This window comes from Rhodococcus sp. JS3073 (assembly GCF_026810085.1).
Lineage (GTDB): Bacteria > Actinomycetota > Actinomycetes > Mycobacteriales > Mycobacteriaceae > Rhodococcus_F > Rhodococcus_F wratislaviensis.
Genome location: NZ_CP113951.1, coordinates 3,682,086 through 3,696,520 on the forward strand (window position 1 = coordinate 3,682,086; position 14,435 = coordinate 3,696,520).

Genomic DNA, 14,435 nt, shown 5'->3' on the forward strand with positions numbered 1-14,435 from the left:
ACATGCGCGGAATCATCCTGGCAGGCGGCACCGGGTCCCGGTTGCACCCGATCACTCTCGGAGTGAGCAAGCAACTGGTCCCGGTCTACGACAAGCCGATGATCTACTACCCGCTCTCCACCCTGATGCTGGCCAACATCCGGGACATCCTCGTCATCACCACCCCGCATGACGCCGAGCAGTTCCGACGGCTCCTCGGCGACGGCTCCCAGTTCGGGGTGAACCTCACGTACAAGGTGCAGGAGGAACCGAACGGCCTGGCGCAGGCGTTCGTGCTCGGCGCCGACCACATCGGCGGCGAGTCCGTGTCCCTCGTGCTCGGCGACAACATCTTCTACGGCCCCGGCCTCGGTTCCCGGCTGAACCGCTTCGAGAACATCGACGGCGGCGCCGTGTTCGCCTACTGGGTGTCCGATCCCAGCTCCTACGGTGTGGTCGAATTCGACGACACGGGCCGAGCCATGTCGATCGAGGAGAAGCCCGCCACCCCGAAGTCGAACTTCTCGATCCCCGGGCTGTACTTCTACGACAACAACGTCGTCTCGATCGCGCGCGACCTGAAGCCGTCGGACCGCGGCGAGTACGAGATCACCGACGTCAACCAGGCGTACCTGCAGGCCGGACGGCTGCAGGTCGAGGTGCTTCCCCGCGGAACCGCGTGGCTCGACACCGGCACCGTGGATTCACTGCTCGAGGCGTCGAACTTCGTGCGCACGCTCGAACATCGGCAGGGGCTGAAGATCGGCGTCCCGGAAGAGGTCGCGTGGCGCCGCGGGTTCATCACCGACGCCGAATTGTGTGCCCGCGCCGAAACTCTCGGCAAGTCGGGGTACGGCGACTATCTCCTCGAACTGCTCGAGCGCGGCAAGGACTGGTGACGTGGAATATCGGGAACTGAAGGTTCCGGGCGCCTGGGAGATCACTCCGCGGCAGTTCGGCGACGACCGCGGCGTGTTCCTCGAATGGTTCAAGGGCTCGGAGTTCGAGGCCGCCGTCGGGCACAGCCTCGAACTCGCGCAGGCCAACTGCTCGGTGTCCGCCGCCGGCGTCCTGCGCGGCATCCATTTCACCGACAACCCGCCCGGGCAGGCGAAATACGTCACCTGCGTCAAGGGTGCGTTCCTCGACGTCATCGTCGACCTGCGGGTCGGGTCGCCGATGTTCGGGCAGTGGGATTCGGTGCTCATCGACGACGCCGACCGCCGCGCCGTCTACCTTCCGGCCGGTGTCGGCCATGCGATCCTGTCCCTCGAGGACGCGTCGACCGTGATGTACCTGTGCTCGATCGAGTACACCCCGGCCCTCGACCACGACCTCCATCCACTCGATCCCGAACTGGGAATCGACTGGCCCACGGTGGGCCGGGACGGCAGCCCGCTGACGTTCCAGCTGTCCGAGAAGGATTCGGCCGCGCCGTCTCTGAAGCAGGCCATGGACGCCGGAGTACTGCCCGCCTTCCCCATGTGAGTGGCATCGCGTCCCCGAGCACACGATGCCACTCACATGGGGTGGCAGGATGCGAACATGACGACTGACATCAGCGAGCGGCTGGAAGTCCGGCGGGCCGTCGCCGCGGACCCTGCGACGATCTTCGGCCTCCTCTGCGATCCCGAGGGACATGTGGCGATCGACAGCTCCGGGATGCTGATGTCCGCGGAAGGCGACCGCGTCACGGCGGCGGGCGACACGTTCGTCGTGCACATGGACCGCGACGCGTTGAACGACTTCGACCTCGGTCTCTACGACGTGACGGTGACGATCGAGACGTTCGTGCCCGACCGGGAGATCTCCTGGAAGGTCCTCGGTCAGATCCGGCCTCAGATCGGGCACGTGTACGGCTACCGGCTCGAGCCGATCGACGAGGGGACGATGGTGACGTCGTTCTACGACTGGTCTTCCATCGACCCGTTCTGGCGCGAGGCCGGGATCTTCCCGGTGATTTCCGAGAACGCGTTGCGCGCGACGCTCGGCATCCTCGCGCGCACGGTCGCCCCCGGGCGTCCGCGACCGCAAATCGATCCACAGAATTGAAACGTGTTCTAGTATCGAGGGCGTGAACTTCGTCGTCGTCGACCACCCCCGGCCGGGCATCGCCCTGGTGACGCTGAACCGTCCGGAACGCATGAATGCGATGGCGTTCGACGTGATGATCCCGTTCCGCGACGCGCTGGAGGAGATCAGCAACGACAACTCGGTGCGCGCGGTGGTGATTACCGGCGCGGGCCGCGGCTTCTGCTCCGGTGCCGACCAGCGGTCCGCGGGCACGCTCCCCCACGTCGACGGCCTCACCCCGCCGACCGTCGCCCTGCGGGCCATGGAGATGCTCGACAACGTGGTGCTCTCGCTGCGCCGGATGCACCAGCCGGTGATCAGCGCCGTCAACGGGGCGGCCATCGGAGGCGGTCTGTGCCTGGCGCTCGCCTCCGACATCCGGATCGCGGCGGAGGACGCCTACTTCCGGGCGGCGGGCATCAACAACGGGCTGACCGCGAGCGAGCTGGGCCTGAGCTACCTGCTGCCGCGGGCGATCGGTTCGTCCCGGGCGTTCGAGATCATGCTGTCCGGGCGGGACGTGCACGCCGACGAGGCCGAGCGGATCGGGCTCGTGTCGCGGTGCGTGCCCGGCGAGGACCTCCTCGACGAGTGCTTAGACCTCGCCGAGCGCATGTCGCGGTTCTCCCGGCCGGGCCTGGAACTGACGAAGCGCACGCTGTGGTCCGGCCTCGACGCCGCCTCCCTCGAAGCCCACATTCACCAGGAGGGGCTCGGACAGCTGCTGGTGCGGCTGCTGACCGACAACTTCGAGGAGGCCACCGCGGCGCGGAAGGACAAGCGCGAACCGCAGTTCCGGGACCGGCGTTAGAGCTCCCTAGGCCCGGGACAGCGACGCCGCCGACGGCGCGAACTCGCGCAGGGTGAACGAATTCGACACGACCGCACGCAGTTCGGCGAGGCCACCGGACAGCACACCGGCCGCGCGCGCCTGCACCAGGACGTTGCCGAGGGCGGAACCCTCGACGGGTCCGGCGACGACGGGCAGCCCGGTGGCATCCGCCGTCAGCTGGCACAGCAGGGCGTTCTGGGATCCGCCGCCGACGACGTGCACCACGTCGATCGGTGTGCCGGTGAGTTCGACGAGCGACTGCACCGACCGCCGGTACGCGTCCGCGAGACTGTCCATGACACACCGGATCACCTCGGCCGGACCGTCCGGCACGCGCTGACCCGTCCGGGCGCATTCGGCGGCGATGCGGGCAGGCATGTCGCCCGGCGGCAGGAACACCGGCAGGTCCGGGTCGACGACGGAGCCGAGGTCGGTCAGCGCTTCGGCGTCCTCCAGCAGGTCCGGCAACGACACCTCGAGCCCGTCGGCCTGCCACTGCCGCATCGACTCCTGCACCAGCCACATGCCCATCACGTTCCGCAGCAACCGGGTGGTGCCGTCGACGCCGGCCTCGTTGGTGAACCCCGCCGCCTGCACGTCCTCGGTCCTGACGGGACCCGGCAGTTCCGTTCCCACCAGCGACCACGTCCCCGACGCGATGTACGCGAACCGCGTGCTCGCGGCGGGGACCGCGACGACGGCCGACGCCGTGTCGTGGCTGCCGACGGCCACCACCGTCGGGGGGCGGTCCTTGGCGCCGATCTCTTCGGCGACGTCGGGCCGGACGGGTCCGATCGCCGCACCGGGGTCCGCCAACGGTGGCAGCACGCGGTCGTCGAGGCCGAGCCGGGTGACCAGCGCCCGGTCCCAGTCGCGGCTCACCGGATCGAGCAGACCGGTGGTGGACGCGTTGGTCACCTCGCCGACGCGAACCCCGCTGAGCCAGTAGGCCAGAAGGTCGGGGATCATCAGCATCTGCTCGGCGACGTCGAGCCGCTGCGCGCCGCTCTCCCGCTCCGCCAGCAGCTGGTACACCGTGTTGAACGGCAGTTGCGCGATGCCGTTGCGCTCGAACAACTCCCGGTCCGGTATCGATGATCGCACATCGGCCGCGACTCCCCACGTCCGCTGGTCGCGGTAGTGGTACGGCATCCCGAGGAGGGAACCGTCACCGCCGAGGAGCCCGTAATCCACCGCCCACGTGTCGATTCCGATCGACACGAGGACGTCACCGCGGGCCTCGGCCTCCGTTGCCGCGGCCCGCAGCCCGTCCAGCACACCCCGGTAGAGTCCGGCCAGATCCCAGTGCAACGATCCGCCCAGCCGCACCGGGCGGTTGGGGAAGCGCGCGACCTCGTCGAGGGTGATCACACCGTCGGCGACGCGGCCCAGCATCACCCGCCCGCTGGACGCGCCCAGGTCGATCGCCGCGAACGCGTCCATCAGCGCAGGAACGCCGCAGCGACACCGGCATCCACCGGGATGTGCAGTCCGGTCGTGTGTGTGAGGTCGCCGCCGGTGAGCGCGAACACCGCGTTGGCGACATGTTCGGGCAGCACCTCTCGCTTGAGCAGGGTGCGCTGTGCGTAGTACTCGCCCAGCTTCTCCTCCTCGACGCCGTACACGGCGGCCCGCTTGGCACCCCAGCCGCCGGCGAAGATGCCCGAACCCCGCACCACGCCGTCCGGGTTGATGCCGTTGACGCGGATGCCGTACTCGCCGAGTTCCGCCGCGAGCAGACGCACCTGATGCGCCTGGTCGGCCTTCGTCGCCGAGTACGCGATGTTGTTGGGGCCGGCGAACACCGAGTTCTTCGAGGAGATGTAGACGATGTCGCCGCCCATCGCCTGGGCGGTCATCACCCGCGCCGCCTCCCGCGACACCAGGAACGAGCCCTTCGCCATCACGTCGTGCTGCAGGTCCCAATCCTTCTCGGTGGTCTCGAGCAGCGGCTTGGAGATGGACAATCCGGCATTGTTGACGACGAGATCGACTCCGCCGAACGCCAGGACCGCGGTCTCGAACGCCGCGGCGACCTGGTCGGCGCTGGTCACGTCCGCTGCCACGCCGACGGCGACGTCGCTGCCACCGATCTCGGCGGCGGCCTCGGCCGCTTTCGCCTGGTCGAGGTCGGCGATGACGACGCACGCACCCTCCGCGGCGAGGCGCTGTGCGATCGCCTTGCCGATTCCCGACGCCGAACCGGTGACCAGGGCGACGCGGGTGGCGAGCGGTGCCGGCTTCGGCATGCGAGCCAGCTTCGCCTCCTCGAGGGCCCAGTACTCGATGCGGAACTTCTCCCGCTCGTCGATCGGCTGGTACGTGGAGATGGCCTCGGCGCCGCGCATCACGTTGATCGCGTTGACGTAGAACTCGCCGGCCACCCGCGCGGTCTGCTTGTTCGCGCCGAACGAGAACATCCCGACGCCGGGGACCAGGACGATGGCCGGGTCGGCGCCGCGCATCGCCGGGCTGTCCGGTTCCGCGTACTCGGTGTAGTACCGGGCGTAGTCCTCGCGGTAGGACGTGTGCAGTTCACCCAGTCGCGCGGTGACGTCCGCGAGCGACGCGGTCGGCGGCAGGTCGAGGACCATCGGCCGGACCTTGGTGCGGAGGAAGTGATCCGGGCACGACGTGCCCAGCGCCGCGAGACGCGGATGCTCCTGCGCCGCGAGGAAGTTCAGCACCTCCTCACTGTCGGTGAAGTGCCCCACCTGCGGGCGATCGGTGGAGGCCAGTCCACGCAGCAGCGGGAACAGTGCGGCGGCGCGGCGGCGGCGCTCCTCGGCGGGCAGTGCCTCGTAGCCCGCGACCGCGGGGCCGAACGGCTCCTCGCGGCCGTTGTCGGCGATGAACTGCTCGGCGGTGCGGATGATCTCGAGCGAACGCTGCTCGCACTCCTCGCTCGTCGACCCCCACGCCGTGATGCCGTGACCGCCCAGGATGCAGCCGATCGCCTGCGGGTTCGCCTCCGCGATGGCCGAGATGTCGAGGCCCAACTGGAAACCGGGGCGGCGCCACGGCACCCACACCACGCGGTCGCCGAAGCACTTGCGGGTCAGTTCCTCACCGTCCGCGGCGGTCGCGAACGCGATGCCGGAATCGGGGTGCAGGTGGTCGACGTGCGGCGCGTTCACCAGACCGTGCATGGCGGTGTCGATCGACGGCGCGGCGCCGCCCTTGCCGTGCAGGCAGTAGTCGAACGCGGCAACCATGTCGTCCTCGGCGTCGAGGCCCGGGTAGACGTCGGTCAGGGCGCGGACCCGGTCGAGGCGCAGCGCGGCGAGACCGGCGGGCTTCAGCGTGCCGAGGTCTCCGCCGGAACCCTTCACCCAGACCAGTTCCACCTCGGCGCCGGTCACGGGGTCGATGTCGGTGCCCTTGGCGGAGGTGTTGCCGCCCGCGTAGTTGGTGTTCCGAGCGTCGGCGCCCAGTCTGTTGGACCGTGCGATCAGTTCGGCGATGGTGCTCGTGGCGTTCACTTCGTGTTTCTCCCTCGAGATTCTTGACTTCAGACCCGGATGAATTCGATGCCGAGCAACTCTGCTGCGGCCTTGATCGCGCCGGCACGGTGCCCGACGCACAACGCCCAGTGGTGACCGGTTCCGGTGGCGCTCCACTCGTCCGTCCACTCCCCCGGATCCCGGCCGAAGTCGACCCGGGACGTGGTGTTGCCGATGGCCAGGAGTGGTCCGGGAACCACTTCGCCCTCGGACGCGATGAACGAGTACGAGCCGTCGCGGTTCTGCCCGACCGCGAAGGTCGTGACGGGCCCTTGGGTCACGTCGAACTCGACGCTGACGCCGTACCCCCGCTTGCCGTGGTAGATACCGAGACCGCGGAGCAGCGGTTCGGCGGACGAGATCTGCAGATGGGCCGGCCCGTCGTGACCCATTTCGACGACGCCGTCGCGGAAGTTCAGTGCCTGCAGTTCCGTGAACGATCCACCGGCGCCCATCCGATCCGAGACCAGCATCGCGACCGCGGTGCGAATGTCGTACTCACCGGCCAGCGGAATACCGCGGGCGGTGAGCAGCGACGCTCCGAGAATCATTCCGGCGCCGAGCTGTTCGTGCAGTTCACCGTCGAGCCCGCGGTGGTAGTACGCCATCGCGTCGAGCGCGAAGTCCGCGACGAGGCGGTCGAGCCCGACGGACACCCTGGCTCCCCAGGCGAGATCGTCCGGATCCACCGAACCGTCGAGCGCGAAAATCTCTTTCGCGAGCGCGACGCGGTCGGCCGTCTCACGATCGGTGACCGCGTCGACCCGCACCCGGAGGTCGTCGAATTCGAGCACCTCCACGTGCGCGCCGAACTGGGACGACAACAGGGTCATGTCGGTCGAGATGTCGAGCATCCCGGGGTACAGGTGACCCATGAGTCCGAGCCGGCCGTGCCGCAGGGCGGCCCGTGCCGAGGCGGCGCTCACCCAGGCGCCGATGCGCCGCCAGGCGTTCTCGTCGTGCAGGTACCCGGACACCGACCGGAAGTCGATGCCGCTGCGCCGGAACACGTTCGCGACCTCCGGCAGCGGGCACTGCCCGCAGTAGGCCAGCCACGTCCCCGTGTCGGTGTTCGCGTGATCCATCGCCTCGGTCGGCTGCAGATCGATCAGCAGCACCGGTACGTTGGTCCGCTGCGCGATCGGCAGCACCATCGACGACGTCAGGTAGGTGGTCAGGAAGATCACCACCAGGTCGCAGTCGGCCTGCCTCAGCGTCTCGGCCGCGACGGCGGATTCCTGCGGGTCCGAGACGAAGCCGGCATCGACGACCTTGCAGTCCTGCTCCTCGAATCGGCCCGTCACGTACCGGGCGGACTCCTGCAGGACGCCCCGGAGGCCGGGGAACTGCGGCCAGTAGGCGCCGAGCCCACCCGACACCAGTCCCAGCCGGGTCTTCCGGGGACGCACGCGGTCGAGGCGGGCGGGCACGGTGTGTGCCGTCGTCGCGGTCGTCATGCGCCCCAGCTCGCCTGGTTTCCGCCGACCCGCTCGCGCTCGATCCGCTCCAGGTATCCGGAGCGCGCGAATGCGCCGATCGGGTCGGCGTCCCTGCCCTGCGATTCGCGCAGTTCGGCCAGCAGCGGCCGGACGTCGGTGTTGTACCCGTCCATCAGCACCGCGTGGGCACCGAGCACGTCACCCGACTGCTGGGCCGCCTCGAGTGCGTCCCCGTCCACGAGCAGAGCCTTGGCCGTGGCTTCCTGGACGTTCATGATGGACCGGATCTGGCCGGGGATCTTCGGCTCGATGTTGTGGCACTGATCGAGCATGAAGTTCACCCCGGAGTCCGGGAGATGCGCGCCCGCCCGGACGATCTCGTGCATGATCCGGAACAGCTGGAACGGGTCCGCGGATCCGACGATCAGGTCGTCGTCGGCGTAGAAGCGGGAGTTGAAATCGAAGGCGCCGAGCCGTCCCTGCCGGATCAGCTGGGCGACGATGAATTCGATGTTCGTCCCCGGCGCGTGATGACCGGTGTCCAGGACGACCTGTGCCTTCTCGCCCAGCGCCAGGCAGTGCAGCAGCGACGTTCCCCAATCGGGTATGTCGGTGGTGTAGAAGTACGGCTCGAAGAATTTGTACTCGATCAGCAGGCGGTGATCGTCGTCGAGTTCGGCGTAGATCTTCTGCAGCGAATCGGCGAGCCGATCCTGCCGGGCGCGGATCGAATCCTGGCCGGCGTAGTTGGTGCCGTCGGGCAGCCACAGCTTCAGATCCTTCGAGCCCGTGGCCCGCATGACGTCGATGCACTCGACGTGGTGGGCGACCGCCTTCGCCCGGATCTTCGGGTCGGCGTTGGTGAGCGACCCCAGCTTGTAGTCGTCGTCCTGGAAGACGTTGGAGTTGATCGCCCCCAGCGACACCCCCTGATCGGCGGCGAACGCGGCGAGCTTGCCGAAGTCGTCGACACGGTCCCACGGGATGTGCAGCGACACCCTCGGCGCCGCCCCGGTCACCCGGTGCACCTGTGCGGCGTCCTCGATCTTCTCGTACGGGTCGCGCGGGACGCCTGCCGTGGCGAACACCTTGAATCGGGTCCCGGAATTCCCGTATGCCCAACTGGGCACTTCGATTCCGAAGTCGGCGAGGGCGGAGATGTCGCCGGCCGTGCGCCGAGTGTCAGTTGCCGTCATGGTGAATCATCCTTCGGTGGAGATCGTGTGGTCGAGATGGGTGTGAAGCTGGGCGTCCAGGTCGAAGATCTCGGTGAGGAGCGTGAATCCCTCGTCGGGGGCCACACCGTCGAGCGCGAAGAACGGCGCCATGTCGTGTTGCCAACGCCGGTTGACGTCGGTGCGCGCCATCGCCGCCTGTGCCTGTTCGAGATCGGCCGACTCGACGTAGCCGACGATCAGCCCGTCCGGCCGGATGTGCAGCGAATAGTTGTGCCACCCGCTGGCTTTCAGGGCCTCGAGCATCTCCGGCCAGACCTGGGCGTGACGGCGAACGTACTCGTCGATCCGGTCCGGCCGGAGTTGCAGGGTGAAGCAGTACTTGTTCATCGGACGGTTCAGAAGTTGTACTGGTCGATGGTGTTCGCGTCGAACACGGTGGGCGGGCCGAGCACGACCTCGCCGCCTGCGCCGATCGTGTACTCGCCGAGCTTGCCTGCCGTGAACTTCTGCCCCTCGGCGCCGGTGATCTGACCGGACGCCAGCGCGGCACCGGCGTAGGCGGAGAGGTAGCCGATGTTGGTCGGGTCCCAGAGGGCGAACTCCTTGACGGTGCCGTTCTTCACGTACTCCCGCATCTGGTTCGGGGTGCCGAGTCCGGTGAGCACGATGTTGCCCTTGTAGCTCGACGACGAGATGTAGCGCGCCGCCGCGGCGATGCCGACCGTCGTGGGCGACACGATCGCCTTCAGGTCGGGGTACGTCTGCAGGAGGCCCTGCGTTTCCTGGAACGACTTCTGGTCGTCGTCGTTGCCGTACACCGTGGCCACCAGCTCGATGTTCCGGTACTCCGGCTTGCTCGCGAGCTCGGCCTTCAGCACCTCGATCCAGGCGTTCTGGTTGGTGGCGTTGGGGGTGGCGGACAGTACCGCGATCTTGCCGGTGCCGCCGATCTGCTCGCTGGTCATCTTCGCGAGCGTCTCACCGACACCCTGGGTGGTGGCCTGGTTGATGAACAGGTCGCGGCAGTCCTCGGCCGCGTCCGAATCGAACGTCACGACCTTGATGCCGGCGTCGCGGGCCTGGTTCAGCGACGGGCACACGGCGTTGGGATCGTTGGCCGCGATGTTGATCACGTTCTGGCCCTGCTGGATCAGCGTGTTGATGTAGGACACCTGCGAGGACGCGCTCGCATCGTTGGGGCCGACGAGCTTGTACTCGCCGCCGAACTCCTCCACTGCGGTCTTGCCGCCCCCGACCTCGATGTCGGAGTACGGGTTGTTGAGCTGCTTGGGGAGGAACGCGACCTGCAGACCGTCCTGGATCGGCGCGTCGGGGTTCGCGGTACCGGTGGCGCGGTCGCCACCGCCCGAGTTCGACGCCGAATCCTGGGTGGTGCCGCCGCAGGCCGTCAGTCCGATCGAGACTGCGACGATCCCCGCCAGGGGAACGAAGGTCCGGCGGAATCGGGTCATGGTGGATCCTTTCCTCGTGTTCGCGTCACTGCGAACGCTGAAGTGAGAAAGAGCTGTGGAGCAGGGGAATTCAGGAGGCGTTCTGCAGCTTTCGACGCTGCGCGGATGCCCGCACGGTCTTCAGCAGGTTCGGGAGCAGAACGGCCACGATCAGGAGAACGCCGGTGACGATGGTGAGCGCCTCGTTCGAGATGTCTTCGAGGCGCAGCGCGTTCTGCAGCGTGGCGAGCAGCACCACCGCGGCGAGCACGCCGGCCAGTCGGCCTTTGCCGCCGAAGATCGACACCCCGCCGAGGAGCACAGCGGCGACCACGGCCAGTTCGAGACCGGATCCGTTGTCGGCCCGGGCGCTCGAGTACCGCAGACTCCACAGCACTCCGGCGAGGGCGGCGACCGCCCCGCACACCACGTAGAGCCAGAACTTCAGCCGCGCCCCGTCGATTCCCGCAAAGCGTGCGGCCGTGTCACTGGCGCCGGTGGCGTAGATGTCGCGGCCCAGCGGGGTGGCCTGGAGGATCACCGCGAACACGACAGCCGCCACGACCAGCGGAATGGCGAGATTGGGGATGGACGTGCCCCCGACGGTTCCCGTCACCCAGGACGTGTACGCACGCGGGAAGTTGGACACCGCCTGGTCACCGAGGAGGACGAACGCGAGCCCACGGAAGAGGGCGAGGGTACCGATCGTGACGGCCAGGGACGGCAGCCCCAGCTTGGCGACGAGGAAACCGTTGAGGGCACCGAGGACGCAGCCGAGCAGGATGCACATCGGGATGATCATCTCGATGGCGAAGCCGTTGTTCCACATCCAGCCCATCGCGGCGCCGCTCAGCCCCAGGACGCTCGCCACCGACAGGTCGATCTCCCCGGTGATGATGATGACGTCATCGGCAGTGCGATCAGGAAGATCGGCGCCAGATCGAGGACGAGGAACGTGAAGTTCCGGCTGCTCCCGAAGTCGGGGTTGGTGACCGAGGCGGCCACCAGCACGACGACCGTGATGGCGATGATCGCCGAATCCCAGCCGGCGAGCAACTCGCGGACGCGGCTGACCGTCGACGTCCGACCCGCGGTGTCCGGCTGTGCGGTCGCCGCCGGCTCGATGGTGTCAGTCGACATGAGCGCTCCTCTTCCGAAGTTGCTGTGCGGCACGCACCGCGAGCAGCCGATCGGCCGCGATGGCGATGAGAATCAGCGCACCGACGATGGCCTGCTGCCAGAACTGGTTGATCTGGAGAACCGGCAGCGAACTGTTGATGGTGGTCAGGAGCAGCGCGCCGAGCGCGGCTCCCCAGACGGTGCCGACGCCACCGACCACGGCCACACCGCCCACGACAGCGGCCGCGATCACGTTGAGCTCGTAGCCGGATCCGGCGGCGGCGTCGACGGTCCCGAAGCGCGCCGCGAACATGACCCCGGCGATTCCGGCCATGGCCCCGGAGAAGACGAACGCGAGCAGGATGCGCTTGCCGACGGCGATGCCCGCGAGTTCGGCGGCGTGGCCGTTCGACCCGATGGCGTAGAGGTCGCGGCCGCTGCGGTACCGGCGGAGGTACACCCCGGCGAGGACGACCGCCACCATCGCGACGACGACGAGCACGGGGACACCGAGAAGTGTTGCAGTACCGAGCTTCAGGAAGTTCGACGGCATCTCGTCGGCGGTGATCTGCTCGCCGCCCGCCCACAGGTAGGCGATGCCCCGGAAGATGTACATCGTGCCGAGCGTGACGACCAGTGCGGGAACGCCGCCGAACCGCACCAGCAGCGCGTTGGCGAGTCCGCAGATCGCGCCGACCGCGATACCCGCGACAATCCCCACCACGATCGGCGCCCCGTCGGCGCCCTTCATGACACTGCCCGCGGCGAACGCCGACAGGCCGAGAACCGAGCCGACCGAGAGGTCGATGTTCTTGGTGATCATGACGACGGTTTGCCCGACCACCAGAACTCCGACGATCGATGCCGCCAGCAGGATGTCGCGAATACTCTGGGAGGACAGGAAATTGCTGTTCTGCATCGTGGTGACCACGACCAGCACGATCAGCGCGGCGAGGATGCCGAGCGAACGGACCTGCAGCACCTTCTCGATCAGGGACGGCCCCGCGTCCGACTTCACCGACGGCTTCGCGGCGCCTGATGGCGCGACGCGGGTGGGTGCGCTCATGCGGCGGCCTCCGAACCCGTTGCAGCGAACATGATCTTCTCCTCGTCGGCCTCGGACCTGCTCAGTTCCGACACGATTCGTCCTTCCCTCATCACAAGGACGCGATCGGCCATTCCGAGCACCTCCGGCAGTTCGGAGGAGATCATCACGACAGCGACGCCTTCACTGGCGAGCGTCGAGATGATCCGGTGCACTTCGGCTTTGGTGCCGACGTCGATTCCGCGGGTGGGTTCGTCCACGATCAGGACGCTCGGCGCGGTGGCCATCCACTTGGCGAGCACGACCTTCTGCTGATTGCCACCCGACAGCACCCCGACGGGGTCGGTGATGCGCGCGTACTTGGTCTGCAGTTTCTTCGTCCACTCGTATGCCGACCGGCGCTCCCGTCCCCCGACGAGGAAGCCGAACCGCGCGAGAGCGGACGACCGCGTCAACGTGGCGTTGCGCTCGATGGACATGTCGAGGATCAGGCCCTGCTGGCGACGGTCCTCCGGGACGAGCGCCATTCCCGCGCGCATCGCGGCCTTCGGGTTGCCCTTGTGCAGGCTCTTGCCGCGCACCCGGACGTCTCCGCTGTCGCGGGGGTCCACACCGAACGCCGATTGCATGACCTCGGACCGGCCGGCACCGACCAGCCCGGACAGCGCCACGATCTCACCGGCCCGGACCTGGAAACTGATGTCGGAGAACACCCCTGCACGCGACAGGTTCTCGATCTCGAGGACGACGGCTCCCGGCTCCACGTCGATCTTCGGGAACAGCGCACCCAGGTCGCGGCCGACCATGCTGCGGACGAGGTCGTCGACCGTCAGTCCCGCCAGCTCCGAGGTGGCGATGTGCCGTCCGTCGCGCATGACGGTGACCCGCTGGCACAGCGCGAAGATCTCCTCGAAGCGGTGCGAGATGAACATGACCGCCGCGCCGGACGCGCAGAGGGACCGGGCGACCTTGAACAGCCGCTCCACCTCGTTGCCGGACAGCGCAGCGGTCGGCTCGTCCATGACGATGACGTTGGCGTCGGTGGAGAGCGCCTTCGCGATCTCGACGAGCTGCTGGTCGGCGATCGAGAGTCCGCTGGCCAGCCGGTCCGGGTCCATCGGGACACCGAGACGGTCGAACAGCGCGCGGGCGGCGGTGTTCATCGCGCCGCGGTCGATCATTCCGAACCGGGCCCGCGGCTGGGTGCCGATGAAGATGTTCTCCGCGATGGTGAGGTCGGGGAACAGCGTCGGCTCCTGGTAGATGACCGCGATGCCCCGGGCCTTGGCGTCCGAGGGCGACCCGAGCGACACTTCCTCGCCGCCGACGAGGAGCGATCCGGTGTCGGGGCCGTGCACGCCGGCGAGCATCTTCACGATGGTCGACTTGCCTGCACCGTTCTCTCCGACGAGGGCGTGTGCCTCGCCGCCGTAGAGCGGAAACGACACACCCTGAACAGCAGCGACGTTGCCGAAGGACTTGGTGACGTCCCGCACTTCCAGCAACGGCACCGCAGGGGGGACGCTCATTCAGCACCTCCGATTGAAACGGTTCATTTCTTGTTCATGAAGCTAGAAGTGATAGGCGCCACAAGTCAAGAGGTTCGGCAAAGCCGGTCGCCGCCGTGACCTTATCGTTATAAAAGCACGCCAGGTCCATTACTGGCCGCTTCACATCGTCTCGCCTGGCAGCCGGTGTTGATTCCGCCCGCGCGGACGGCGATACTGAGTCTGAAGCGATTCAAGAACGCCGGATTGTTCTCGGACACCGGCCGACGCGACAATGTGCGCTGTCGAACGAGCCGGCTGAAGGGGGA

14 protein-coding genes are annotated in these 14,435 nt (G+C 67.9%); 4 read left to right on the forward strand and 10 right to left on the reverse strand.

Translation table 11 applies throughout. The features are described from left to right. The first annotated feature begins 2 nt into the window (after positions 1-2). Genes rfbA through OYT95_RS16645 form a run of 4 tightly spaced genes read left to right on the forward strand, consistent with a single transcriptional unit; the run spans position 3 to position 2,863 of the window. Positions 3-878 carry a glucose-1-phosphate thymidylyltransferase RfbA gene (gene rfbA, locus OYT95_RS16630; RefSeq protein WP_268791979.1) on the forward strand — a complete coding sequence of 292 codons (876 nt, stop codon included), beginning with the start codon at positions 3-5 and terminating at the stop codon, positions 876-878. Between the two features lies 1 nt (position 879). Further along, entirely contained in the window at positions 880-1,467 is a 588-nt protein-coding gene (locus tag OYT95_RS16635) for a dTDP-4-dehydrorhamnose 3,5-epimerase family protein (protein ID WP_268791980.1), read from the forward strand. A gap of 57 nt (positions 1,468-1,524) precedes the next feature. Continuing rightward, on the forward strand, positions 1,525-2,031 hold the full coding sequence (locus tag OYT95_RS16640) for a polyketide cyclase (RefSeq protein WP_081792237.1): 507 nt from the start codon (positions 1,525-1,527) through the stop codon (positions 2,029-2,031). 22 nt (positions 2,032-2,053) lie between these two features. Continuing rightward, the gene (locus OYT95_RS16645; RefSeq protein ID WP_268791981.1) at positions 2,054-2,863 is read left to right on the forward strand and encodes an enoyl-CoA hydratase; all 810 of its coding nucleotides are present in this window, start codon (positions 2,054-2,056) and stop codon (positions 2,861-2,863) included. 6 nt (positions 2,864-2,869) lie between these two features. Here the strand turns inward: OYT95_RS16645 and OYT95_RS16650 are convergent, their stop codons facing one another. From OYT95_RS16650 to OYT95_RS16695, 10 genes are all read right to left on the reverse strand, one after another. Then, a complete protein-coding gene (locus OYT95_RS16650) occupies positions 2,870-4,327 on the reverse strand; it encodes a rhamnulokinase (protein ID WP_268791982.1) in 1,458 nt (485 codons plus the stop codon). Next, entirely contained in the window at positions 4,327-6,366 is a 2,040-nt protein-coding gene (locus OYT95_RS16655) for a bifunctional aldolase/short-chain dehydrogenase (RefSeq protein ID WP_268791983.1), read from the reverse strand. The genes OYT95_RS16650 and OYT95_RS16655 overlap by 1 nt, the downstream gene beginning before the upstream one ends. A gap of 29 nt (positions 6,367-6,395) precedes the next feature. Beyond that, on the reverse strand, positions 6,396-7,844 hold the full coding sequence (locus OYT95_RS16660; protein ID WP_268791984.1) for an L-fucose/L-arabinose isomerase family protein: 1,449 nt from the start codon (positions 7,842-7,844) through the stop codon (positions 6,396-6,398). Next, positions 7,841-9,022 (reverse strand): L-rhamnose isomerase, encoded by a 1,182-nt coding sequence (gene rhaI, locus OYT95_RS16665; RefSeq protein ID WP_112301602.1) that lies wholly within the window; start codon positions 9,020-9,022, stop codon positions 7,841-7,843. Before rhaI ends, OYT95_RS16660 begins: the two co-directional genes overlap by 4 nt. Positions 9,023-9,028: 6 nt before the next feature. Beyond that, positions 9,029-9,391: an L-rhamnose mutarotase gene (locus OYT95_RS16670; protein ID WP_037228159.1), complete on the reverse strand. Its 363-nt coding sequence runs from the start codon at positions 9,389-9,391 to the stop codon at positions 9,029-9,031. A gap of 8 nt (positions 9,392-9,399) precedes the next feature. Next, positions 9,400-10,476 carry a rhamnose ABC transporter substrate-binding protein gene (gene rhaS / locus OYT95_RS16675; protein WP_037228161.1) on the reverse strand — a complete coding sequence of 359 codons (1,077 nt, stop codon included), beginning with the start codon at positions 10,474-10,476 and terminating at the stop codon, positions 9,400-9,402. A 70-nt stretch (positions 10,477-10,546) separates the two neighbouring features. Beyond that, on the reverse strand, positions 10,547-11,326 hold the full coding sequence (locus OYT95_RS16680; RefSeq protein ID WP_268791985.1) for an ABC transporter permease: 780 nt from the start codon (positions 11,324-11,326) through the stop codon (positions 10,547-10,549). Continuing rightward, on the reverse strand, positions 11,305-11,595 hold the full coding sequence (locus OYT95_RS16685; RefSeq protein WP_268791986.1) for a hypothetical protein: 291 nt from the start codon (positions 11,593-11,595) through the stop codon (positions 11,305-11,307). The genes OYT95_RS16680 and OYT95_RS16685 overlap by 22 nt, the downstream gene beginning before the upstream one ends. Further along, a complete protein-coding gene (locus OYT95_RS16690; RefSeq protein WP_112301601.1) occupies positions 11,585-12,640 on the reverse strand; it encodes an ABC transporter permease in 1,056 nt (351 codons plus the stop codon). Before OYT95_RS16690 ends, OYT95_RS16685 begins: the two co-directional genes overlap by 11 nt. Beyond that, positions 12,637-14,148, reverse strand: coding sequence for a sugar ABC transporter ATP-binding protein (locus OYT95_RS16695; RefSeq protein WP_037228166.1), 1,512 nt, complete (start codon positions 14,146-14,148; stop codon positions 12,637-12,639). The genes OYT95_RS16690 and OYT95_RS16695 overlap by 4 nt, the downstream gene beginning before the upstream one ends. Positions 14,149-14,435: the final 287 nt, after the last annotated feature.